Origin of the sequence: Xenophilus arseniciresistens, from assembly GCF_028023875.1 — a bacterium.
GTDB classification, from domain to species: domain Bacteria; phylum Pseudomonadota; class Gammaproteobacteria; order Burkholderiales; family Burkholderiaceae_C; genus Xenophilus; species Xenophilus arseniciresistens.
This window is the reverse complement of the sequence record NZ_JAQIPB010000016.1, coordinates 1-21075: the sequence shown is the minus strand read 5'-3', so window position 1 is coordinate 21075 and position 21075 is coordinate 1. Positions and strand designations below refer to the sequence as shown.

Below are 21075 nucleotides of genomic sequence, written 5' to 3'. Positions count from 1 at the left end.
TGTGGCCGAGCTGGTCCTGGTCCTGGCCGCGGAACTTGTAGTTCGAGGTCAGCGCCACGTTGGCCGTGATGGGCGACGCGGGCGCGGCGGGCGCGGCGCTTTGAGCCAACGCGGCGGTGCAGGGGCCAAGGGTGGCAACAAGGGCTGCGATGCAGAGGGGAAGCGAAGCGTTCATGTGAAGAGCTGCAGAAAAACAAGGGAAGGAGGCTGCTGACTGCGCAGCGGCGCATGCATGCGGCATGAGCGGCATGGCCAGGCTGGCCCTCGCGCGAGGCGGTCACTCATGGCGCACCCCGCAGCGGTGCAGATGTTCGGGCCAGCTCAGCAGCCGGCCGATCTCGCCTTGCGGCGCGCACAGCAGCACGGCGTGCAGCACCTCGAAGTAGCGTGTGGCCGGCAGCCGCACGGCCAGGCGCACGCGCAGCGCGTCGGTCTCCGCACTGGCGTCGTGCAGCAGCGGTTCGCAGCGCAGCACGCCCACGCCTTCGCAGCCGCTCAGTTGATGGCGAACGGCGGCTGCGTCGGTGCAGGCCACCGTCACGTCAAGCACGCGAAAGACCGTGCGCGAGCCGGTGCGCGGCACGCCCATGTGTTCGCGATAGGCAGCGTAGCCCATGGTGCGCACGCCTCAGGGCTTGGCCAGCGCGTCCAGCGCCAGGTTCAAGGCCAGCACGTTCACGCGCGGCTCGCCCATCAAGCCGAACAGCGTGGCGCCTTCGGTGTGCTGCGCGATCAAGGCTTCGACCTGCGCCGGCGCGAGCGCGCGTGCCTGCGCGACGCGCGCGGCCTGCCAGCGCGCGCCGGCCGGGCTGATGTGCGGATCCAGCCCGCTGGCAGAAGCCGTCACCAGGTCGGCGGGCAGGGGCGCGGTGCTGCCGGGGTCGGCCGCACGCAGGGCCGCGATGCGCGAGCGCACGGCCTCGGCCAGCGCCGGGTTCAGCGGGCCCTGGTTGCTCCCGCCCGAGGCCGTCGCGTCGTAGGGCCGCGGCGCGGTGGCCGAGGGGCGGCCCCAGAAGTACTTCGGGTCGCTGAAGTGCTGGCCGATCAGCGAGGAGCCGATCACACGCCCGTCCTTCATCAGCAGGCTGCCGTGCGCCTGCTGGGGGAACGCGGCCTGCGCCACGCCGGTGACGGCCAGCGGATACACGGCGCCGGTCAGTGCGGCCAGCAGCACGAAGAGCGTGAGGGCCGGGCGCAGCAGGGGCGCATTCGTCTTGGGGTTGTTCATGGGAAGAGGTCTCCTTCAGACCAGGCCGGACGCGGCCAGCAGCAGATCGATGAGCTTGATGCCGATGAAGGGCACGATGAGCCCGCCCAGGCCATAGACCAGCAGGTTGCGCCGCAGCAGCGCGGCCGCGCCCACGGGCCGGTAGCGCACGCCCTTGAGCGCCAGCGGGATGAGCAGCACGATGACCAGCGCGTTGAAGATCACGGCGCTCAGGATGGCCGAGGAGGGGCTGGCCAGCCGCATCACGTTCAGCGCCGCAAGCTGCGGGTAGGTGGACACGAAGATCGCGGGAATGATGGCGAAGTACTTCGCCACGTCGTTGGCGATGGAGAAGGTGGTCAGCGAGCCGCGCGTCATCAGCAGCGCCTTGCCGGTTTCCACCACTTCCAGCAGCTTGGTGGGGTTGGAGTCCAGGTCCACCATGTTGCCGGCCTCCTTGGCCGCCTGCGTGCCGCTGCCCATGGCCACGGCCACGTCGGCCTGGGCCAGCGCGGGCGCGTCGTTGGTGCCGTCGCCCGTCATGGCCACCAGGTGGCCGTCGGCCTGGTGCTGGCGGATCAGCCTGAGCTTGTCCTCGGGCGTGGCCTCGGCCAGGAAGTCGTCCACGCCGGCCTCGGCCGCGATGGCGGCGGCCGTGAGCTTGTTGTCGCCCGTGATCATCACGGTGCGGATGCCCATGCGGCGCAGCTCGCCAAAGCGTTCGCGGATGCCGGCCTTGACGATGTCCTTGAGCTCCACGATGCCCAGCACGCGCGCGCCCTCGGCCACGGCCAGCGGCGTGCTGCCGCGGCGCGCCACTTCGTCGGCGGCCTGCATCACCTCGGGCGGCATGCGGCCACCCAGCGCTTCGACATGGCGGCGCACGGCCTCCACGGCGCCCTTGCGCAGCGGCACCGGCGTGCCGCCCAGGTCCAGCGCGGGGGCCGGCAGGTCGGCGCCGCTCATGCGCGTCTGCGCAGTGAAGGCGACGAACACCGCGCCCTGCACCGCTTCGGCTTCGATGCCTTCGCGCTGCGCCAGCGCCACGATGCTGCGGCCCTCGGGCGTCTCGTCGGCCAGCGATGCGAGCTGTGCCGCATGCGCAAGCCGCGCCTTGTTCACGCCCGGCGCCGGCAGGAAGGCCGCGGCCTGGCGGTTGCCATGGGTGATGGTGCCGGTCTTGTCCAGCAGCAGCACGTCCACGTCGCCCGCGGCCTCCACCGCGCGGCCCGAGGTGGCGATCACGTTGGCCTGCATCATGCGGCTCATGCCCGCCACACCCACGGCCGAGAGCAGGCCGCCGATGGTGGTCGGGATCAGGCACACCAGCAGCGCCACCAGCGCGGCCAGCGAGACCACGCTGCCCGCGCCCGAGGCCTGTACGCTGAAGATGGAAAAGGGCAGCAGCGTCACGGTGACGACGAGGAACACGATCGTCAGCGCCACCAGCAGCAGGGTGAGCGCGATCTCGTTGGGCGTCTTGCTGCGGCGCGCGGCCTCCACCATGCCGATCATGCGGTCGAGAAAGGACTCGCCGGGGTTTACGGCGATACGCACCAGCAGCCAGTCCGACAGCACGCGCGTGCCGCCCGTGACGGCCGAGAAATCACCGCCCGATTCGCGCACCACCGGCGCCGATTCGCCCGTGATGGCGCTTTCATCGACCGAGGCCACGCCTTCGATCACCTCGCCGTCGAGCGGGATCATGTCGCCCGCTTCGACCAGCACCACGTCGCCTTTGCGCAGCTCGGGTGCCTGGATCGGAATGAAGCCGTCTTCGCGGCTCGCGCCCTTGAGCTTCTTGGCCCAGGTGTCCTTGCGCAGCCCGCGCAACGAGGCGGCCTGCGCCTTGCTGCGCCCTTCGGCCAGCGCTTCGGCAAAGTTGGCAAACAGCACGGTGAACCACAGCCACACCGCGATCGCGAGCACGAAGCCTGAAGGCATGGCGGTGTCGCCGGGGTAGCTCAGCGTGTGAACCCACAGCAAGGTGGTCAGCCAGCTGCCGACGTAGACCACGAACATCACCGGGTTGCGCCACTGCACGCGCGGGCTCAGCTTGGCGAAGGCGCCGGCCAGCGCGGGCCTGAGCAGCGCGCCGTCAAACAGAGAAAGGTCTTTGTTTTTCATGGAGGTCATGCGTGCCTCACTCACTTCCACAGAATCAGGTGCTCGACCACCGGGCCCAGCGCCAACGCAGGCACGTAATTGAGCAGGCCCACCAGCAGCACCGTGCCGATGAGCAGCAGCACGAACAGCGGCCCGTGCGTGGGCAGCGTGCCGCTGGTCGGGCTCAGGCGCGGCCTGGCGGCCAGCGCACCGGCCAGGGCCAGCACCGGCACGATCACGCCGAAGCGGCCCAGCCACATCGCCAGCCCCAGCAGCGCGTTGTAGAAGGGCGTGTTCGCCGACAGGCCCGCGAAGGCGCTGCCGTTGTTGTTGGCCGCCGAACTCAGCGCGTACAGCACTTCGGAAAAGCCGTGCGCGCCCGGGTTGGCGATGCCGGCGCGGCCGGCGCCCAGGCTCAGGGCCAGCGCCGTGCCCAGCAGCACCAGCAGCGGCGTGACCAGGATCGCGATGGACACGAGCTTCATCTCGCGCACTTCGATCTTCTTGCCCAGGTACTCGGGCGTGCGGCCGATCATCAGCCCCGCGATGAACACCGCCAGCACCGCGAACACCAGCATCCCGTACAGGCCCGAGCCCACGCCGCCGAACACCACCTCGCCCAGCTGCATCAGCACCATCGGCACCATGCCGCCAATGGGCGTGAACGAGTCGTGCATGGCGATCACCGCGCCGCACGAAGCAGCCGTGGTGACGACCGCGAACAGCGCCGAGGCGGCGATGCCGAAGCGCAGCTCCTTGCCTTCCATGTTGCCGGCCGAAGCGTCGACGCCCAGCGCCGTCAGCAGCGGGTTGCCGGCCTGCTCGGCCCAGGTGGTGACGAGCACCGCGAGCACGAACATCAGCGTCATCGCGCCCAGCAGCGCAACACCCTGGCGCACATCGCCCACCACCCGGCCAAAGGCGAAGCACAGGGCCGCCGGGATCAGCAGGATGGCCAGCATCTGCCCAAGGTTGGCCAGGGCCGTGGGGTTCTCGTACGGGTGCGCTGAATTGGCGTTGAAGAAGCCGCCGCCGTTGGTGCCCAGCATCTTGATCGCCTCCTGCGAGGCGACCGGGCCCATGGCCAGACCTTGCGGCTGCGCCTGCGACTGCAGCGTCTGCACCTCGCGGTAGCCGTCGAGGTTCTGGATCACGCCCTGGCTCACCAGAAAGAGCGCGAACACCAAGGCCAGCGGCAGCAGCACCCACAGCGTGATGCGCACCAGATCGGCCCAGAAGTTGCCCAGCAGCCCTTCGGGGGCGGCTTCGTCCCGGGTCGCCTTCCTGGCCGCGCCGCGCGATGCGAATCCGCGGATGAGCGCGAATGCGACGGCGATGCCCGTGGCGGCCGACAGGAAGTTCTGCACCGTCAGCCCCAGCATCTGCGTGAGGTAGCTCATCGTGCTTTCGCCCGCATAGCCCTGCCAGTTGGTGTTGGTGACGAAGCTCACGGCCGTGTTGAAGGCCGAGTCGGCAGCCACGCCCGGCAGCCCGGCGGGGTTCAAGGGCAGGGCGCCCTGCAGCCGCTGCAGCGCATACAGCGCCAGCGCGCCCAGCGCATTGAAGGCCAGCAGCGCCAACGCGTAGCCGCGCCAGTGCATCGGGCTTTGGGGCTGCACGCCGGCCAGGCGGTACAGCGGCGCCTCCACGCGCTGCATCCAGCGCGGCAGGGTGTTGATGTTGTTGCCGTTGCAGATCGCCGCCAGCACGCGGCCCAGGGGCCAGGCCAGCAGCATCAGCAGCACCAGAAAAAGGGCCAGCTGGCCCCAGGCTTGAGCGCTCATGGGTCAGAACTCCTCGGCGCACAGCAGCGCGTAGACGAGGTAACCCAGCAATCCGCCTGCCAGCAGCGCGCCCAGCCCGTAGAGCGCGTCAAGCGGGATCACGCACGCTCTCCCTGCGGCCGGTCGAGCCTGTTCAGCCCGACGACCAGTTCCGCGACTGCCACCCAAAGCACCACCAGGGCGCCCATCCAGACGATGTCCATGCATCACTCCTGCCATCAAAACACGATGACGGGAGTCTGGAATTCAGCGTGTCAAAACGGGGTAGAGAGTGGGGGTGGGGGTGTCAAAGAAGTATCAAAACCGAGGCGTACGCCATTGCTGCCGACTGCATTGGGCGACACATTGGAGGGTCGCGCGCATGACTGCGGTGCGAGTCGATGCTGCTGCCCAAAGGTGCGCTTCCCATCATTAAGACAGGAGAGGTTGTATGTCCAACAAGGCGATTGCTGTATCGCTGCCGTCCGGTGCTCGCATTCGTATCGGGGTTCCCGCGGAAGAGCCTGCCGATGCAATATCCACACTTCGTGCGCATTTCGGTGGCCGACCTGCCGTCGAGGCTGCCTATCTGGGGCTGATGGAGGTCATGCCGCAGGGCAGCCCATCCTTCTTCTCGTACACCGTCGGGTTGCGTTGTGACCCCTCCGGCCAAGCTGCGGAAGACGAAGCTGTCCTGAAGGTGCTTGAAAACGTGCCAACGGGCCGAGGCCGATGGCCCATTTCAGTCGTACCGTTCAATAACACCTATTTCACGGCCGAAGCGATCTGCTTCTACGAGCGCGCCGCAATCACTGAAAGGCCCAGCTTGCTCTCGCGCATTTTCGGACGTGGGTAGCCCCGCCTGGCTTCACGGTCTCGAGCAGAACCGCATCACCCGCTGCGCCGCAATCATCAGAATCGACGCATGGTCTTCTTCAGGGAAGATGCGGAAGCTGAATTCGTCTTCATCAAAGCGCGGGCCGATCTCCTGGGCCAGGGCCTGTGCGCTGGCCACCATCTGCCGCCTGGCGCGGCGCGCGACCAGTTGTTCATAGCCCGGCTGTGTGCGCTGCCAGGGCGGCACCTCGCCTTCGTATTCGCCCACGGCCATGAGCAGGCGCGGGCGATCGGCATGGGGCAGGGCGGCGCACAGCCTGCGGCGCAGGCCTTCCTCGTCCCACCAGACCGAAGGGCTGATGGCGGCCCAACAGGCAAAGGCCGCGGGGCGCAGGGCCAGTGCCTGCAGCACGAAGTGGCCGGCCAGCGAATGGCCGAACAAGGTCTGGCGCGCGGGGTCCAGCGGCAGTTCTGCGGTCAAGGCCGGCATCAGCTCATCGACCAGAAAACTCAGGAAGGCGGGCGCGCCGCCCACGCTGGCGGCATCGGCCGGTGCGGGCTCGTCGGCGCAGGGGCCGGCGGTGAAGTCGCGCCGGCGCAGGTTTTCGGCATAGAGCGGTGGCGCTTCGCCTTCGGCTTCGGCCTCATGCGCGATGGCGATCACGGCCATGGGCACCACGCCGGTTGCATCAGGCCGGCGGCTGGCGCGGCGAATGCCTTCGACGAAGGTGCCGAACAGCGCCTGGCCGTCGAGCACGCAGATCGCTGGAAAGCCCGCGGCCGGTGCCTCGCCGGGCGGCAGCCAGATCTGCACGCGGTAGGCAAAGCCGTTGGCTTTGGCGCGCAGGCGCCGCAACTGGGTGCCGGGCCAGCTGACGGCGGGCCAGTCTTTTTTTTCGGCGGCGCCGCTCATCGGCGGGCGCCTGCGGGCAGCGCACCCGGCAGCACGTCATCGACCATGATCTGCAGCCCGCCGCGCGAGCAATGCTCCACGCGCGCCTGCACGCCGTACACACGCGCCAAAGTGTCGGGCGTGATGGCCTGGGCCGGCGTGCCCGTGGCCACCACGGCGCCTTGCGACAGCATCACGATGCCTTCGGACCAGCGCGCGGCAATCTGCAGATCGTGCAGCACCATGATGGCGATCATGCCGCGCTCGCGCGCGAGCTCCTGCACCAGGCGCATCACGCGCAGCTGGTGCTGCAGGTCCAGCGCGCTGATGGGCTCGTCCAGCAGCAGCACGCGCGGCTCGCGCACCAGCGATTGCGCCAAGGACACCAGCTGGCGCTGGCCGCCCGAAAGGTGGTCCAGCCCTTCGAGCGCGAGATGCAGGATGCCCACGCGCTCCAGGATGGCAACCGCGCGGCGCTGGTCGGCGTCGTGGCCGGCCTTGCCGCCCACATCGCCCGGGTGGTCGGTGGCCGAGGCCTGCAGCGCGCCCAGCACGCTTTCGAGCACCGACAGCGCCACGCCTTGCGGCAGCGTCTGCGGCATGTAGGTCACGCGGCGCGCATGCTCGGCCAAAGACAGGCCGATCAGCTCGCGCTCGCCGAGCTTGACCGAGCCCGTGGCCGGCTGCAGGCCCGCGAGCGCGCGCAAGAGGGTGCTCTTGCCCGCCGCGTTGGGGCCCAGCAGCGAATGCACCTCGCCGGGCCTGAACACGGGAAGGCTCAGCGACTGGATGATCTGGCGATCGCGGTAGCCCGTGGACAGGCCACTGACCTGCAATGCGTCGTGCCTCATGCGCCGCGCCCCGGGTTGCGGAAGATCAGGAACAGGAACACCGGCACGCCCACGATGGCCGTGACGATGCCCACGGGCATCAGCGCGCCGGGCACCAGGGTTTTGCTGGCCACCGAGGCCAGCGACATGATCAGCGAGCCGCACAAGAGGCTGGCCGGCAGCAGGAAGCGGTGGTCTTCACCCAGCAGCAGGCGCGCCATGTGCGGGCCCACCAGGCCGATGAAGCCGATGGTGCCCGCGAAGGCGACCGAGGTGGCGGCCAGCAGGCTCACGCGCAAGAGGGTGAGAAAGCGCAGGCGCCCCACATCCACGCCAAAGCTGCGCGCACGGTCTTCGCCCAGGCGCAGCGAGGTCAGCCGGCCGGCCGCCATCAGCGAAAAGGGCGTCACCACGGCCAGCACCAGCGCCAGCACGCCCACATGGTTCCAGGTGGCGCGAGACAGCGAGCCCATGCTCCAGAACACCAGCTGCTGCAGCGCTTCCTGCGAAGACAAGAACTGCACCAGCGCCACCAGCGCGTTGAAGGCAAAAACCAGCGCGATGCCCAGCAGCACCACCGTTTCCACGCCCGCGCTGCGGCGCCGCGCCATCATCTGCAGCAGCAGCACCGAGCCGAAGGCGAAGACGAATGCGTTGATGGGCACCATCCACTCGGCCGGCACCAGCGGCAGGCTCACGCCCAGCACGATGGCCAGCGCCGCGCCGAAGGACGCGGCCGAGGACACGCCCAGCGTGAAGGGGCTGGCCAGCGGGTTGTTCAGGATGGTCTGCATCTCTGCGCCGGCCAGCGAGAGCGCCGCGCCCACCAGCACGGCCATCAGCGCGTAAGGCAGGCGCACCTGCCAGATGATGGCCTGCTGCGGCGCAGACAGCGACTCGGGCGAGAACAGGCCGCCCAGCACCTGCATGGCCGTGAGCGCCGACGGGCCGGTCACCAGATCGAGCAGAAAGGCCGCCACGCACAGCACGGCCAGGCCGGCCACGATCATCACGCGCCGCGCCACCAGCTTGCGATAGGCCGCGAGCACCTCGTCGGCGCTCAGGCGCAGTTCTGCCGTGCTGCTCATTTCAGTGGCGCCCGGCCGCCCGAAGGCACTGAGGCACCCCCTCGGGGGGCAGCGGACCTCGCGAAGCGGGGGAGCGTTGGGGGTAGTTTCATTTCAGGCCGATCCAGCCGGTGCCTTCGTAGGGCACGGCCAGGAAGCGCTTGTTGATCTCGTCCAGCGTCTTCACGGGGTCCACGTCCTTGAACAGCCCGGGATGGATCCAGGTCGCGAAGGCTTCGAGGGCCACGATGTCGATGGGCGAGTTGATCAGCTGGTGCGCCAGGCCATAGGCGCGGCCGGCCTTGACGGCCGACAGCTGGGCGAGGCCCTGGCGCTGCGTCACCGTGGCCAGCGATGCGCGGGCGCGCGCGGCGTCATAGCCGGCGCCCAGCACCAGGCCGCCGGGCTTTTCCAGGTGGGCGCCGCCCGTGGCGATGTAGACCTGCGGGTCGCGCGACATCACGTACTCGAGGTTGAGCTTGCCCACGGGCGCCTTGAGCACGTCGGCGCCGATGTTGTGGCCGCCCACGAACTCGATGTACTCGCCCATGTTGCCCTTGCCGGGCGAATTGCAGCAGTCCTTGCTGATGCCGGCATGCGCCTCCAGGAACACCGTGGGCCGGTCCTTGGCCGCAAGCCTGGCCACGCGCTGGGCGATCTTGTCGCGGTGCTGGCGGCTGAAGGCGATGTACGCATCGGCCCGGGCCTGCCCGCCCGTGAGCTGGCCCAGGATGCGCAGGCTGGGCTCCTGGTTCTTGAAGGGGTTGTCGAAGAAGTCGATGAACACCACCGGGATGCCTGCGGCCTGCAGCTGGCCGATCTGCGCGTCGGTGGGGCCCGAGCCCACCGAGACCACGGCCACGTCGGGCGCGGCCGACAGCACGGCCTCCAGATTGAAGCTGCCGGCCGAGCTGGCCACCTGCGGCAGCTTGGCCAGCGCCGGGAAGCGCTTGAGGTACTGCTGGTAGGTGGCGTCGCCGATGCGGTGGACGTCGCGCGGCCAGGCGGCCAGCGGCTTGACGGGGTCGGGCTGGATCAGCGCCAGCGCCACCAGGAAACGGCCGTCGTCGATGGAGATCTTGCGCACCTGCTCGGGCACCGTCACCGTGCGGCCACGCAGGTCGGTGATCTGGGCTGCCAGCGCCGCAGGCGCGAACAGGAGGCTGCCCAGCAGAGACAGCGCCAGGCCACAGGCGGCGGCCAGGCCTCTAAAGCGTGTGTTCAAGAACGATTCCTAATCCGGAGGCAAACCCCGAATGTTGCCACAGGCATGCGCGGGCGCTGGTGCCCCGGGCGCCAAAGCAGGGGCGCCGCCAAAGGGCTTGACCGCGCGCGCCGGCCGGGGCTCGTGAAAGAGAATAATTCTCATCTTTTGCGCCGCGCCTGGCACTCAATCGATCTCCATGCCTGAATCCACCCTCCTGCCCCGGCGCAGCCTGCTGCTGGCCCTGGCCGCCGCCGGTCTGCCGGCCTGCGGCAGCACCCCGCCTTCCCCCGCCGCGCCGGCGCCATCCCCCGCAGGCGCGCCCACCGGGCCGGGCCGCGCGGCCAGCCAGCTTGTCGGCCCCACGGTGGCCGACCGGGGCTCGCCGCACTACCGCTTCGAGCGCTTCGAGTTCGATTCCGCCGACGGGGAGCGCCACTACCGCGTGCAACTGGCCGTGCCGCGGGCAGCGCCGCCCGCGGCGGGCTTTGCGCTGCTGCTCATGCTGGACGGTAATGCCGCCTTCGGCGCGCTGACCGAGGAGATGCTGGCCCAGCAGGCCGCCAGCGGCCGGCCGGTGGCCATTGCCGCGCTGGGCTACCAGACGGATCAGGCCATCGACGCCACGGCGCGGGCCTACGACTACACGCCGCCCGTGCCCGGCCACAACCCGACCTGGGACAACGAGGCGCGCCAGCGCCTGGGCGGCGGGGCGGATGTGTTCCTGGCCCTGATGGCGCAGCGGGTGCTGCCCGAAGTGCGCCGCCGCGTGCCGGTGGATGCGGCGCGCAGCACGCTCTGGGGCCATTCCTACGGCGGGCTGTGCGCGCTCTATGCGCTGTTCACGCGGCCCGCGCTGTTCGCGCGCTATGCGGCGGCCGATCCCTCGCTGTGGTGGCACGACGGATTCATCCTGGACGTGGAGCAGCGCGCGCAGGCGCTGCCGACGGGCCGGCCGACCGCGCTGCTGCTGATGGCGGGCGGTGGCGCCGCCGGGCCGGGGCCGGCCGCTCCGGCTGTCGCGGAATCTGCCACGACCGCCTCGCGCCGGCGCGCCGTCATGGCCGATGCGGCGCCCGAACTGGCGGCGCGGCAGGCGCGCCGCCCCGGCCTGTCGGTGCAGTGGCTGCCCTTTCCCGGCGTGGGCCACGGGGCGATGCGGCCGGCCTCGATCACGCCCACCTTGCAGCTGGCGGCGCGCTGATTCAAGGCCGTTTCAGGCCATCGGCAGCTGCACGCGCTGGCGCCAGGCCAGCGTGGGCCAGGGCTCGCCGCTGGCCACGACGACGATGCGCCGCGCGTCCTGCGCCAGCGCGGCCAGTGCTGCCTGCAGCGCGCGGATGGAGGCCGCATCCAGGGCCGCCGTGGGCTCGTCGAGCAGGGTCAGCGCGCGTCCGCTGGCCAGCGCGCAGGCCAGCCAGACCTTGCGCCGCGAGCCGGTGGACAGCATGTGCATGCCCTTGTCCAGGTGCGGCGCCAGCCCGAAGGCCTCGGCCAGCGACTGCCAGTGCGCGTCGTCGAAGGCCGGGTCGTCGGCGCGCAACCGGGCCACGCAGTCGCGCACGCCCATCTCGTGGAAGGCCCGGGTGGCCGGATCGACCCAGAAGCACAGGCGGCGCCAGGCGTTCACGTCGCCGGGCAGGGCGGCGCCCGCCAGGGCCAGCGTGCCGCCCGCGGCCGGCTGCTCGCCGGCCAGCACGCGCAGCACCGTGCTCTTGCCGCTGCCGGTGTCGCCCGCCAGCAGCGTGAGGCCGGGGCCCAGCCGCGCGCTCCAGCGGCCCAGCAGCGGGGCTTCGCCGTCAAAGCCCACGCGCAGGTCTTGCAGTTGCAGGCAGGGCGCGTCGGGCTCGGCCAGGGGTGAAGGTGCATTCATGGGCCGCGACCCTACACGATCCGCCCGCCCCGGCTCACAATGCGCGCACCATGCCTGCACGCCCATGCCCCCTCGTTCTTGCCGCGGCCTTGCTGAGCGCCGCCAGCCTGCCGGCGTGGGCCGACGTGACGCGCTGCACCGACGCGCGCGGCCGCGTGGTCTACACCGACCAGGCCTGCCCCGCGGGCACGCAGCAGACCGGCGCGGTGCCGGTTCCCGAGGCCGCGCCGCCGCTCTACCAGGCCGATGACAGCGCGCGCCAGTCGCAGGTGGAAAGCGCCGAGCGCGCGGCCCGCATCCAGCGCGAGACGGTGGAAGCCGCGCGGCGCCAGGCCCAGCCCGAGCTGCCGCCCGACCGCGGGCTGACGGTGATGGGCCCGCCGCCGCGGCCCAGCCCTGAAGCGCAGCGCTGGAGCGAGCGCAGCGACGACCGCGCCTGGATCGACCCCTGGGACGGCTACCCGGGCGGCTACTACCCGGGGGCGGGCTACCACCGCCGGCCGCGCCCGCCGGTGGACCAGCGCCCCGTGCTGCGCCAGTGCGATGCCGGCGGCTGCACCGACACGCTGGGCAACCACTACAACCGCCAGGACCGGCTGGACCGCTACGAAGGCCCGGGCGGCAAGACCTGCAGGCCCGTGGGCTCGACGGTCATCTGCCGCTGATCACGGGCCCGGGCGCCGGGTCAGCAACAGCTCGTAGACATTGAGCGGGCGCTGGCGACCGCGCAGCTCCACCGTGTGCATGCGGCGCACGGGCAGCCGGTCGGCCAGCGCGTTGGCCGTGGTTTCAGAGACCAGCACGCGCGTGCCCAGCTCGCGGTTGATGGCCTCGATGCGGCTGGCCACGTTCACGGTGTCGCCCACGGCGGTGTAGGCCAGGCGGTCCTGCGCGCCCAGCACGCCGGCCACCACGGTGCCGGTGTGGATGCCGATGCGCGTGTCGAAGGGCTGCAGCCCCTGGCTGCCCCATTCGGCGTTGAGTTCGTCCAGCGCCTGCATCAGCGCCAGCGCCGCGCGGCAGGCCTGCAGCGGTGCGTCGGGCAGGTCGTTGGGCGCGCCCCACAGCACCATCATGCCGTCGCCCATGAACTTGTCGATGGTGCCGCCATGGTGCGCGATGACTTCGCTGGCCACGTTGAAGTAGCGCGTGAGCTGCTCCACCAGCACCGCCGGCGGCAGGCTCTCGGCCAGCGCGGTGAAGCCGTTGACGTCGGTGAACATCACGGTCACCTCGCGCGGCTCGCCGCTGGGCGCGAGCGAGCGGCCCTTGTCCAGCAACTGGCGCACCACGTCCACCGGCACGAAGCGGCGGAAGGCCTGCAGGCCGCGCGCCGATTCGTCCAGCGCCTGGTCCAGGTGCTGCAGCTCCATCACATGGCTGTTCACGCGCGGCAGGTCGTCCAGCTCCAGCCGGCCGATGCGCCGCGCGATGCCGGAAAGCTGCTCGACCGGCGCGGTCACGCGCTTGGCCAGCCGCAGCGCCAGCCACAGCACCAGGCCCAGGAAGGCCACCCCGCCCATCAGCGCCAGCAGCACGGCGCGGCGCAGGCCGCCCAGCAGCTTGTCTTCGGGCACCCAGCTGACCAGGGTCCAGCCCGTGGTCGGGATGTAGGAGCTGCGCACCAGGTAGCGCTGGTGGTCGACGACCAGCGGGAATTGCTGGCTGGCCTTGCGCAGCGCGCTGCCGTGCGGCTGCTCGCGCAGGTGTGCGTGGATGGCGCCCAGCACGCCGTGCTCCGGCCGCGCCAGATGCAGGGCCGGGCCTGGCACGTCGCTGCGCGCCAGCACGTTGCGGTCGGGCCCCAGCAGCGCGCTGTCGCCATAGCCGGCGCGGCTGAACAGCCGCACGAACTCCGACAGGCGCTTGAGCGTCACGTCGCCCGAGGCCACCGTCAGCCGCGGGCCTTCCTTGGCCTGGCGCCAGGCCGGCACGGCGTAGCTCACGCCCAGTTCCTGCGCGGCGCTGAAGATGTAGGGTGAGGTCCAGATCGCGTGCCCGCTGGTCGCGGCGTGCACGAACCAGTCGCGGGTGCGGGGGTCGTACTGGGTGTGGCGCAGTTCGGTGCGCTCGGTCAGGTAGCGCTCCTGCGCGCTCTGGCGTCCCGCCGAAAGCCCCTTGAACTCCCAGACCTCCAGCGTGCCGCGCTCGCCTTCGCTGCGGATGTGGCGCACCGCGGCTTCGGGATAGCGCTGCACCATCAGCATGCGGCCGAGGTCATCGGCCGCATACACGCTGTCGAGTTCGGGCGATTGCTGCAGCAGCACCCACAGCAGCTCCGCGGAGGTCTTGCCCTGCGCGCCGTCGGCCTTGAGGCTGGGCGTGGCGGCAATGGCTTCCACCACCAGCATCGCGCGCGCCAGGAAGGCGTTGACCTTGTCTTCCACGCGCTGGTGGTCGGCGCGGTGGGCCGACTCGCCGATGGCGCCCACCAGCCGTTGCGAGCCCCAGTAGCTCAGGCCCAGCAGCAGCAGGGATTGCACCACCACCACCAGCAAGATGATGGTGCCCACGTCGACACGGAAACGGCGCAGGCGGGGAGATTCGGAGGAAGAGGCGGCGGCGGAAGCGGATGCGGTGCCGGGGTCTTTCGTGGGCATCGTCGAGGCTTGGGTCGCAGGTGCGGAGTTGAACGGAAAACGATCATCCGCAATCGCCGCGCAAACTCATGCCCACCGCGCTTTTGACCGGCAAGACGGCGGCGCGATCTGGTCAATACGCCACAGATCGCTTGGAAAGTTGGCCGGCCCTGTGCAAAGGTCAATGATGCGCAGCGCCGGCCTGCGCGAGCAGCCAGGCCGAGAAGGCGGCCAGCAGGGGCCGCTCCTCGGCGCGTTCGGGCATCACGAGGTAGTAGCCGCGCTGGCCCTGCAGCGGCCGCTCGCAGGCCACCACCAGCTGGCCCTGCGCCAGTTCGCCTTCGACCAGCATGCGCGGCACCAGAGCCACGCCCAGGCCATGCACGGCGGCGGCGGCCAGCATGGAAAAGAGTTCGTAGCGCGCGCCCTGCCGGCTCATGGCCACCTGCAGGCGCTGGGCCTCGAACCAGTGGTGCCACACATCGGGCCGCGTGCTCTGCTGCAGCAGCGGCAGCCGCGCCACCTGCGCGGGCGTGCTGGCGCGCGCCTTCAGGCCATGGGCGCGCAGCAGCGCCGGGCTGCACACGGGCAGCACGTCCTCGGTCATCAGCAATCGCGCGCGCGTGCCGGCCCAGTTGAGCACCTGTTGGGGCGTGCCCGCATACAGCGCCGCATCGAAATCGGTGTCGGCAAAGAGAAAGGGGCGGGTGCGCGTTTCGATGTGCACCAGCGCGCCCGCATGCTGGCGCTGGAAGTCGGGCAGCCGCGGCAGCAGCCAGCGCGTGGCGAAGGTGGGCACCGCTGCCAGCGCCAGCGAGCCGCCTTCGCCGTGGTCGCTCATGGCGTCCAGCGCATCGCGCTCCATGGCCGCGAGCCGGCGCGCCGTCTGGCGCGCATAGGCCGCGCCGCTGGCCGTGAGCGTGACGCCGTGGCGCGTGCGCGTGAACAGCGCCACGCCCAGCAGCGACTCCAGCGTGGTGATCTGGCGCGAGACCGCGCTCTGCGTCAGCGCCAGCTCCTGTGCGGCGCGCGTGTAGCTTTCGTGCCGGGCCGCGGCCTCGAAGCAAAGCAGGGCCTGGGTGGAAGGGATTCGACGCCGCATGCTATGCGCTCCTGACATGCTCAAGCCCCCGCCCTTGCTGGGCGGTCCGATGCAGAATTGTGCCCATATGTGCGTTCCTGGAATATCTGGGTGCGCAATCATCGTTTGCGCCGCACGCTCGTGCGGACTTAGCATGCGCAGCATCGCTTCCCTGTTCCTCACCTTCACGAGGCAGCCGCCTCAAACCCTTTTCCGGAGACCTGCGCCATGGCCACCAAAGCCGCCTTCCATTGGGACGACCCCCTTCTGCTGGACCAGCAACTGACGGATGACGAGCGCGCCATCCGCGACGCGGCGCAGGCCTACTGCCAGGACAAGCTGGCCCCGCGCGTGCTGGAGATGTTCCGTGGCGAGAAGACCGACCTGTCCATCTTCCGCGAGATGGGCGAGCTGGGCCTGCTGGGCCCCACCATCCCCGAGCAGTACGGCGGCCCGGGCCTGAACTACGTGGCCTACGGCCTGATCGCGCGCGAAGTCGAGCGCGTCGATTCGGGCTACCGCTCCATGGCCAGCGTGCAGAGCTCGCTGGTGATGGTGCCCATCTTCGAATTCGGCACCGAAGCGCAGAAGCAGAAGTACCTGCCCAAGCTGGCCAGCGGCCAATGGATCGGCTGCTTCGGCCTGACCGAGCCCGACCACGGCTCCGACCCCGGCAGCATGGCCACGCGCGCCTACAAGACCGACGGCGGCTACCGGCTCAAGGGCAGCAAGATGTGGATCACCAACAGCCCGGTGGCCGATGTGTTCGTGGTCTGGGCCAAGGAAGTCAGCGAAGGCGGCGCCGTCGGCCCGATCCGCGGCTTCGTGCTCGAGAAGGGCATGAAGGGCCTGTCGGCCCCGGCCATCCACGGCAAGGTGGGCCTGCGCGCCTCCATCACCGGCGAGATCGTGATGGACGACGTGTTCGTGCCCGAAGAGAACGCCTTCCCCGAAGTGCAGGGCCTCAAGGGCCCCTTCACCTGCCTGAACAGCGCGCGCTACGGCATCAGCTGGGGCGCGATTGGCGCGGCCGAAGACTGCTGGCACCGCGCGCGCCAGTACACGCTGGACCGCAAGCAGTTCGGCCGCCCGCTGGCTGCCAACCAGCTGATCCAGAAGAAGCTGGCCGACATGCAGACCGAGATCACGCTGGGCCTGCAGGGCAGCCTGCGCCTGGGCCGCATGAAGGACGAAGGCATCGCGGCGGTCGAGATCACCTCCATCATGAAGCGCAACAACTGCGGCAAGTCGCTGGACATCGCCCGCATGGCGCGCGACATGATGGGCGGCAACGGCATCAGCGACGAGTTCGGCGTGGCGCGTCACCTGGTGAACCTGGAAGTGGTGAACACCTACGAAGGCACGCACGATGTGCACGCGCTCATCCTGGGCCGTGCCATCACCGGCATCGCAGCGTTTAGCAATTGACGCTGGCGACAGCGAGACGGTTGCATGGGCCATGCAGCGCGTCGTTACTATTGCCCGGATCGTTGTAAACGCGAAAGTTGGGCCGCGCTGACCTGGAGGCGGGAGTGGGTCCGGTGCAGGGAGCCAAAAATGAACCATCTTCATCGCCCATGGCGGGTGGGCGCACGCCTGCTCATGCTGGGTGCATCGATGTTGTCGGTGGCATGCCACGCCGGTGAGCCCGTGCGGGCGCAAAGCCGGGAGCCCCAGCCACTGCTCACGGCACCGTGCGTGAAAAAAGTGCCGGTGCCGTTCAAGTTCGAGGGCTACAACGACAAGCTGGTGGATGCCTGCCTGGGCCCCGCGCACTTCCGGATTCCGGCGAATTACTTTCGCAGTCAGATGGGCCCGGACTTTGAAGGCTACTTCAGCCTGTTGGTGCAATGGCCCGATCTCCAGCCGCTGGCGCCGGGAAAACGGCTCAATCAGGACATGGCTACGCAGCGACGGCAGATCACGATCACGCCGGTATACGTTGATCGAGTTCCGATCGAGACGCGGCTGGACGCATCGGTGGAGCCGCCGACTTATGTGTACCCGGCGGATGGAGACAGTCCAACCATGCGATTGCGCGACCGCGACCGGCAGCCTGAGCGTCACGGGCTCACGCCGTATTACGTCAATGAAGCGCTTTATGACGCGTACATCAATGGGCCGAGGCGCGAGAAGCCCTCTGAGCCGCCAGCCTCGACCCGAAACACCCGAGACTGGTTTCTGGCCCGCGATGCACAAGGCCGGTTGACAACGGTGATCAAGTGCAGCTCGCATCTGGATCCGGATGGCCTGGTGTTGCGGGGCAGCGAGCTTGTGAGGGAGGGTTCCGGCACCAATGCAGACTGTCAGCAGGAATTCATCATTCCGGAGCTCAAGGTCTGGGTGTCCATCGCCTATCCACGGGCGCTCTTGCCGCATTGGCCGCGCCTGGAAGCGCGGGCGCGCGAACTGTTCAAGCAATACCGGGTGCGCTGAGCGCTTCCGATTAAGCGGCCGCGGGCCGCGCCGAATCATGAGAAGGGAGAAAAGAAATGGGTCAACTTGATGAACAGGACATTCGCGTGCTGAGCCATTACGCGGAGAAAGGCAATCGCGTGCTCTATTGGAACTACCTGGCCCAGCGCCCCGGCAATGATGGCTATGGGCTGCTGGCGCTGGACGTGGTGCGCAACGACAACATGCCTGGGGCCGTCGCGAACTCCTATGCCCAGGTGCAGGCGAGGACCGTCAGTGGCCGCTCGTTGACTGAGCGTGAGTGGGAAATGTTTGGTCAAGATCTGATCCAGAGAGACCTTGCCTATAGGCAAGTGATGATGGCAAAGGATCGCCCCGATCAGGCGCTGAACTTGCCCGTCGAGTTCGTGCAAAAGGCACACGACGAGGCCTTCCAGAAGGCCGAAGTAACTGTCGACGCCTGGACGCCGCGCCAACTGCTCGAAGCCGCCCGGCGCCGCGGTGGCGAGGCCGAGGCCCAGGGTGTTTGGCGCAACATGCTCAACAGCAACGTGTTGGGCGCGGAGCGCTTCGTCAAGACCTTGGCCGATACGGCGTACTTCTATAACGACGGGCCCCTGCACGCGTTCGCCTATGTGAGTGATCTGGGGCGAGCGAGCGCCGCCGCATCTACGAGCCTGGCGCTGACGAATCCGAACGTGATCGGCGACAAGTTCCGTCACTATCGGTACGACATGGATTCGGGCCACTGGCACCTCACCTCCAGTGCGGCGTCTGTGAGGGAGCGGGATCCCACAAGGATCGAGAGCCTTAACGAAATCCGGGCCGTTCGTATGGAGCGGCAGGAAAAGGCCACTCAGTTCCACCCCGGTGATCCCCATCGCACGATCATGAAGAGCCCCTTCACGCTGGCCGATGTGCAGCCGACGATCGAGCCCGGTGGTCCCGCCTTTGCCGGGACGCCTCCTACACGCTCACGCGGCGAAGCCGGCAGCGTGGACGACCTGTTCGAACGCCTCACAGATGCGGCCATGGCGAAGGACGACGCTGGCATGCGGCTGGTCACACGCGAATACATGGCGACCGATGAAGCTCGCCAATGGCTGCAGGAAGGGCGAGACCATCTACAGGCCGAACGGCTTGCTGCGCAGCAAGCGCTCGAAGCGCAGCAGGCGGCGTTGTTGCAGGCTGCTCCCGTGGAACGCGGCCACGTGATGAGCCTGTGATATCGGGGCGCGCTTAGGTGAACCATCATGAACGCTGACGAGATCAAGCATCTTTCCCCCCGGCTGGTGGCGTTGACCGAACTGTTGGAAGAGCGGGCTCGACAGGCCGTGACCGAGGTGGCTTTGGGCAGCGATCAACTGCAGTCAACTGCCCGCAGTCTGGGTCTGGCGGGTCGGCAATTGGCCGACGAGGTCGTGGGCGCCATTGGCGCGCAGGCGCAAGAAGCAGCTCGGCAAGGCCTTCGCAAGGCGATAGATCCGTGCAGCCAAGGCTTGTTGCAGGCGGTGGCTCAGGCCGAGCGGGCGGCAGCGCAGCTTCAGTCGCAGGGAGTGCAGCTGCTGCAGGCACAGCGCGGGTTGCTGTGGAAAGGTTCGCTCGCCCTGCTCTTGGGAGCGGTACTTGCCATGGCCGGGAGTGGCTACGTGGCGTGGAAGAGCGCACAGGCAGCCGCACAGGCCGAGTTCAGTTCGTCGGTCTTGCGTGCCTTGCAGTCCGGCGTGCTCACGCAGTGCGGCAATGTCCTGTGCGTCAAGGCGCCAAGAAATGCTGGTCGCTACGAGAAGAACAACGACTACATCCTGCTCAGGGAATAGCGCGCTGATTGAAATCCACCTCACCCTCCAACATCTTTCATCGCGAGATATCTCACATGGCTCCCTCATCCCTCGACGGCATCAAGGTCCTGGACCTGTCCCGCGTGCTCGCGGGCCCGTGGTGCACCCAGATCCTCGCGGACCTGGGCGCCGACGTGGTCAAGATCGAGCGCCCCGGCGCGGGCGACGACACGCGCACCTGGGGCCCGCCCTTTTTGAAAGACGCGAACGGCCAGGACAGCAACCAATCCACCTACTTCACGGCCTGCAACCGCAACAAGCGCAGCGTCACCATCGACATGGCCACGCCCGAAGGCCAGGCGCTGCTGCAGCAGATGGCCTTGCAGGCCGATGTGGTGGTGGAGAACTTCAAGACCGGCGGCCTCAGGCAGTACGGCCTGGACCATGAAAGCCTGCGCGCGAAGAACCCGCGCCTGGTGTATTGCAGCGTGACCGGCTTCGGCCACGACGGCCCCTATGCCGAGCGCGCGGGCTACGACCTGATGATCCAGGCCATGAGCGGCATGATGAGCATCACCGGGCGCCCCGATGCCGAGGCCGGCGGCGGACCGCTGCGCGTGGGCGTGGCGCTCACCGATCTGTTCACGGGCTGCTACGCCAGCACCGCCATCCTGGCTGCGCTGCGCGTGCGCGAGCACACGGGCGAAGGCCAGCACATCGACATGGCGCTGCTGGACGTGGGCATGGCCATCCTGGCCAACCAGGCCAGCGCTTTTCTCAACACCGGCCAGGCGCCCAGCCGCCAGGGCAACACGCACCCCAGCCTCGCGCCCTACCAGGACTTCCCGACGCTGGACGGCGCGATGCTGCTGGCCATTGGCAACAACGGCCAGTTCACGCGTTTTTGCGAAGCGGCGGGCCGCGGCGATTGGGCCAGCGATGAGCGCTTTGCCAGCAACACCTTGCGCGTGCGCAACCGCGAAGTGCTGATCCCGGCCATGGAAGCCGTGACGCGCACACGCACCACGGCGCAATGGGTGAAGCTGCTCGAAGACAAGGCCGTGCCCTGCGGCCCGATCAACGACATCGGCCAGGCCTTCGACGACGCGCAGGTCAAGGCGCGCGGCCTGGCCACCACCCTCGCGCGCGACGCGGGTGACGGCATTGCGCAGATCACCGGCGTGGCCAGCCCGCTGCGCCTGCGCACCACGCCGCCGGTGCTGCGCCGCGCGCCGCCGGCGCTGGGGCAGCACACCGAGGAAGTGCTGGCCGAGATGGGCCTGTCGGCCGCGCAGATCGCGGACCTGCGCGAACGTGGCGTGCTCTGAGTAACCGTCTTCCGAGTCAAGCGCCGTGAAGCGATTTGTCCCAAGGTTTTCCGGACCGGACCATGGCATTGAGCGTGGTCAGCAGCTTGCGCATGCAAGCCACCAGGGCGAC

The 21075-nt window shown here is 69.1% G+C and carries 20 protein-coding genes; 8 read left to right on the top strand and 12 right to left on the bottom strand.

The window, feature by feature from the left end; all coding sequences use genetic code 11:
* Positions 1-277 precede the first annotated feature (277 nt).
* The 5 genes from PGB34_RS22995 to kdpF are packed head-to-tail and all read right to left on the bottom strand — an operon-like array spanning position 278 to position 5199.
* Positions 278-616 (bottom strand): hypothetical protein, encoded by a 339-nt coding sequence (locus PGB34_RS22995; protein WP_271430453.1) that lies wholly within the window; start codon positions 614-616, stop codon positions 278-280.
* 12 nt (positions 617-628) lie between these two features.
* Positions 629-1228, bottom strand: a complete 600-nt coding sequence (gene kdpC, locus PGB34_RS22990; protein WP_271430452.1) for a potassium-transporting ATPase subunit KdpC — start codon at positions 1226-1228, stop codon at positions 629-631.
* A 15-nt stretch (positions 1229-1243) separates the two neighbouring features.
* Positions 1244-3334, bottom strand: a complete 2091-nt coding sequence (kdpB, locus tag PGB34_RS22985; RefSeq protein WP_408647940.1) for a potassium-transporting ATPase subunit KdpB — start codon at positions 3332-3334, stop codon at positions 1244-1246.
* Between the two features lie 20 nt (positions 3335-3354).
* Positions 3355-5097 carry a potassium-transporting ATPase subunit KdpA gene (kdpA, locus tag PGB34_RS22980; RefSeq protein WP_271430450.1) on the bottom strand — a complete coding sequence of 581 codons (1743 nt, stop codon included), beginning with the start codon at positions 5095-5097 and terminating at the stop codon, positions 3355-3357.
* A gap of 3 nt (positions 5098-5100) precedes the next feature.
* Positions 5101-5199: a K(+)-transporting ATPase subunit F gene (kdpF, locus tag PGB34_RS22975; RefSeq protein ID WP_271430449.1), complete on the bottom strand. Its 99-nt coding sequence runs from the start codon at positions 5197-5199 to the stop codon at positions 5101-5103.
* 328 nt (positions 5200-5527) lie between these two features.
* On the opposite strand from kdpF, the gene PGB34_RS22970 reads away from it, so the two are divergent.
* A complete protein-coding gene (locus PGB34_RS22970; protein WP_271430448.1) occupies positions 5528-5932 on the top strand; it encodes an enhanced serine sensitivity protein SseB C-terminal domain-containing protein in 405 nt (134 codons plus the stop codon).
* 12 nt (positions 5933-5944) lie between these two features.
* Here PGB34_RS22970 and PGB34_RS22965 read toward each other — a convergent pair whose 3' ends face one another.
* The 4 genes from PGB34_RS22965 to PGB34_RS22950 form a co-directional block, all read right to left on the bottom strand.
* Positions 5945-6826: an alpha/beta hydrolase gene (locus tag PGB34_RS22965; RefSeq protein WP_271430447.1), complete on the bottom strand. Its 882-nt coding sequence runs from the start codon at positions 6824-6826 to the stop codon at positions 5945-5947.
* Positions 6823-7656 carry an ABC transporter ATP-binding protein gene (locus PGB34_RS22960; RefSeq protein WP_271430446.1) on the bottom strand — a complete coding sequence of 278 codons (834 nt, stop codon included), beginning with the start codon at positions 7654-7656 and terminating at the stop codon, positions 6823-6825. The genes PGB34_RS22965 and PGB34_RS22960 overlap by 4 nt, the downstream gene beginning before the upstream one ends.
* The gene (locus tag PGB34_RS22955; RefSeq protein ID WP_271430445.1) at positions 7653-8723 is read right to left on the bottom strand and encodes a FecCD family ABC transporter permease; all 1071 of its coding nucleotides are present in this window, start codon (positions 8721-8723) and stop codon (positions 7653-7655) included. Before PGB34_RS22955 ends, PGB34_RS22960 begins: the two co-directional genes overlap by 4 nt.
* A gap of 88 nt (positions 8724-8811) precedes the next feature.
* The gene (locus PGB34_RS22950) at positions 8812-9927 is read right to left on the bottom strand and encodes an ABC transporter substrate-binding protein (protein ID WP_271430444.1); all 1116 of its coding nucleotides are present in this window, start codon (positions 9925-9927) and stop codon (positions 8812-8814) included.
* Positions 9928-10105: 178 nt separating this feature from the next.
* On the opposite strand from PGB34_RS22950, the gene PGB34_RS22945 reads away from it, so the two are divergent.
* Positions 10106-11110 carry an alpha/beta hydrolase gene (locus PGB34_RS22945; RefSeq protein ID WP_271430443.1) on the top strand — a complete coding sequence of 335 codons (1005 nt, stop codon included), beginning with the start codon at positions 10106-10108 and terminating at the stop codon, positions 11108-11110.
* Positions 11111-11122: 12 nt separating this feature from the next.
* On the opposite strand, the gene PGB34_RS22940 is transcribed toward PGB34_RS22945, so the two are convergent.
* Entirely contained in the window at positions 11123-11779 is a 657-nt protein-coding gene (locus PGB34_RS22940; protein ID WP_271430442.1) for an ABC transporter ATP-binding protein, read from the bottom strand.
* 50 nt (positions 11780-11829) lie between these two features.
* Between PGB34_RS22940 and PGB34_RS22935 the strand changes: the two genes are divergently transcribed.
* Complete coding sequence (locus PGB34_RS22935; protein WP_271430441.1) at positions 11830-12444, top strand: DUF4124 domain-containing protein; 615 nt, start codon at positions 11830-11832, stop codon at positions 12442-12444.
* Here the strand turns inward: PGB34_RS22935 and PGB34_RS22930 are convergent, their stop codons facing one another.
* Together PGB34_RS22930 and PGB34_RS22925 are read right to left on the bottom strand one after the other, a co-directional pair.
* Positions 12445-14379, bottom strand: a complete 1935-nt coding sequence (locus PGB34_RS22930) for an adenylate/guanylate cyclase domain-containing protein (RefSeq protein ID WP_271430440.1) — start codon at positions 14377-14379, stop codon at positions 12445-12447.
* A gap of 160 nt (positions 14380-14539) precedes the next feature.
* Positions 14540-15460 (bottom strand): LysR substrate-binding domain-containing protein, encoded by a 921-nt coding sequence (locus PGB34_RS22925; protein WP_271430439.1) that lies wholly within the window; start codon positions 15458-15460, stop codon positions 14540-14542.
* A gap of 207 nt (positions 15461-15667) precedes the next feature.
* Between PGB34_RS22925 and PGB34_RS22920 the strand changes: the two genes are divergently transcribed.
* From PGB34_RS22920 to PGB34_RS22900, 5 genes are all read left to right on the top strand, one after another.
* A complete protein-coding gene (locus PGB34_RS22920) occupies positions 15668-16867 on the top strand; it encodes an acyl-CoA dehydrogenase (protein ID WP_271430438.1) in 1200 nt (399 codons plus the stop codon).
* 129 nt (positions 16868-16996) lie between these two features.
* The gene (locus tag PGB34_RS22915; protein WP_271430437.1) at positions 16997-17875 is read left to right on the top strand and encodes a hypothetical protein; all 879 of its coding nucleotides are present in this window, start codon (positions 16997-16999) and stop codon (positions 17873-17875) included.
* Between the two features lie 56 nt (positions 17876-17931).
* Positions 17932-19080 (top strand): hypothetical protein, encoded by a 1149-nt coding sequence (locus PGB34_RS22910; RefSeq protein WP_271430436.1) that lies wholly within the window; start codon positions 17932-17934, stop codon positions 19078-19080.
* A 27-nt stretch (positions 19081-19107) separates the two neighbouring features.
* Entirely contained in the window at positions 19108-19674 is a 567-nt protein-coding gene (locus PGB34_RS22905) for a hypothetical protein (protein WP_271430435.1), read from the top strand.
* 56 nt (positions 19675-19730) lie between these two features.
* On the top strand, positions 19731-20963 hold the full coding sequence (locus PGB34_RS22900; protein ID WP_271430434.1) for a CaiB/BaiF CoA transferase family protein: 1233 nt from the start codon (positions 19731-19733) through the stop codon (positions 20961-20963).
* The last annotated feature ends 112 nt before the right edge of the window (positions 20964-21075 follow it).

Coding starts and splice junctions, on each gene's coding strand:
- PGB34_RS22995 (WP_271430453.1), bottom strand. CDS start 616: ATGGGCTACGCTGCCTATCGCGAACACATGGGCGTGCCGCGCACCGGC.
- kdpC (WP_271430452.1), bottom strand. CDS start 1,228: ATGAACAACCCCAAGACGAATGCGCCCCTGCTGCGCCCGGCCCTCACG.
- kdpB (WP_408647940.1), bottom strand. CDS start 3,334: ATGAAAAACAAAGACCTTTCTCTGTTTGACGGCGCGCTGCTCAGGCCC.
- kdpA (WP_271430450.1), bottom strand. CDS start 5,097: ATGAGCGCTCAAGCCTGGGGCCAGCTGGCCCTTTTTCTGGTGCTGCTG.
- PGB34_RS22970 (WP_271430448.1), top strand. CDS start 5,528: ATGTCCAACAAGGCGATTGCTGTATCGCTGCCGTCCGGTGCTCGCATT.
- PGB34_RS22965 (WP_271430447.1), bottom strand. CDS start 6,826: ATGAGCGGCGCCGCCGAAAAAAAAGACTGGCCCGCCGTCAGCTGGCCC.
- PGB34_RS22960 (WP_271430446.1), bottom strand. CDS start 7,656: ATGAGGCACGACGCATTGCAGGTCAGTGGCCTGTCCACGGGCTACCGC.
- PGB34_RS22955 (WP_271430445.1), bottom strand. CDS start 8,723: ATGAGCAGCACGGCAGAACTGCGCCTGAGCGCCGACGAGGTGCTCGCG.
- PGB34_RS22945 (WP_271430443.1), top strand. CDS start 10,106: ATGCCTGAATCCACCCTCCTGCCCCGGCGCAGCCTGCTGCTGGCCCTG.
- PGB34_RS22940 (WP_271430442.1), bottom strand. CDS start 11,779: ATGAATGCACCTTCACCCCTGGCCGAGCCCGACGCGCCCTGCCTGCAA.
- PGB34_RS22935 (WP_271430441.1), top strand. CDS start 11,830: ATGCCTGCACGCCCATGCCCCCTCGTTCTTGCCGCGGCCTTGCTGAGC.
- PGB34_RS22930 (WP_271430440.1), bottom strand. CDS start 14,379: ATGCCCACGAAAGACCCCGGCACCGCATCCGCTTCCGCCGCCGCCTCT.
- PGB34_RS22925 (WP_271430439.1), bottom strand. CDS start 15,460: ATGCGGCGTCGAATCCCTTCCACCCAGGCCCTGCTTTGCTTCGAGGCC.
- PGB34_RS22920 (WP_271430438.1), top strand. CDS start 15,668: ATGGCCACCAAAGCCGCCTTCCATTGGGACGACCCCCTTCTGCTGGAC.
- PGB34_RS22915 (WP_271430437.1), top strand. CDS start 16,997: ATGAACCATCTTCATCGCCCATGGCGGGTGGGCGCACGCCTGCTCATG.
- PGB34_RS22910 (WP_271430436.1), top strand. CDS start 17,932: ATGGGTCAACTTGATGAACAGGACATTCGCGTGCTGAGCCATTACGCG.
- PGB34_RS22905 (WP_271430435.1), top strand. CDS start 19,108: ATGAACGCTGACGAGATCAAGCATCTTTCCCCCCGGCTGGTGGCGTTG.
- PGB34_RS22900 (WP_271430434.1), top strand. CDS start 19,731: ATGGCTCCCTCATCCCTCGACGGCATCAAGGTCCTGGACCTGTCCCGC.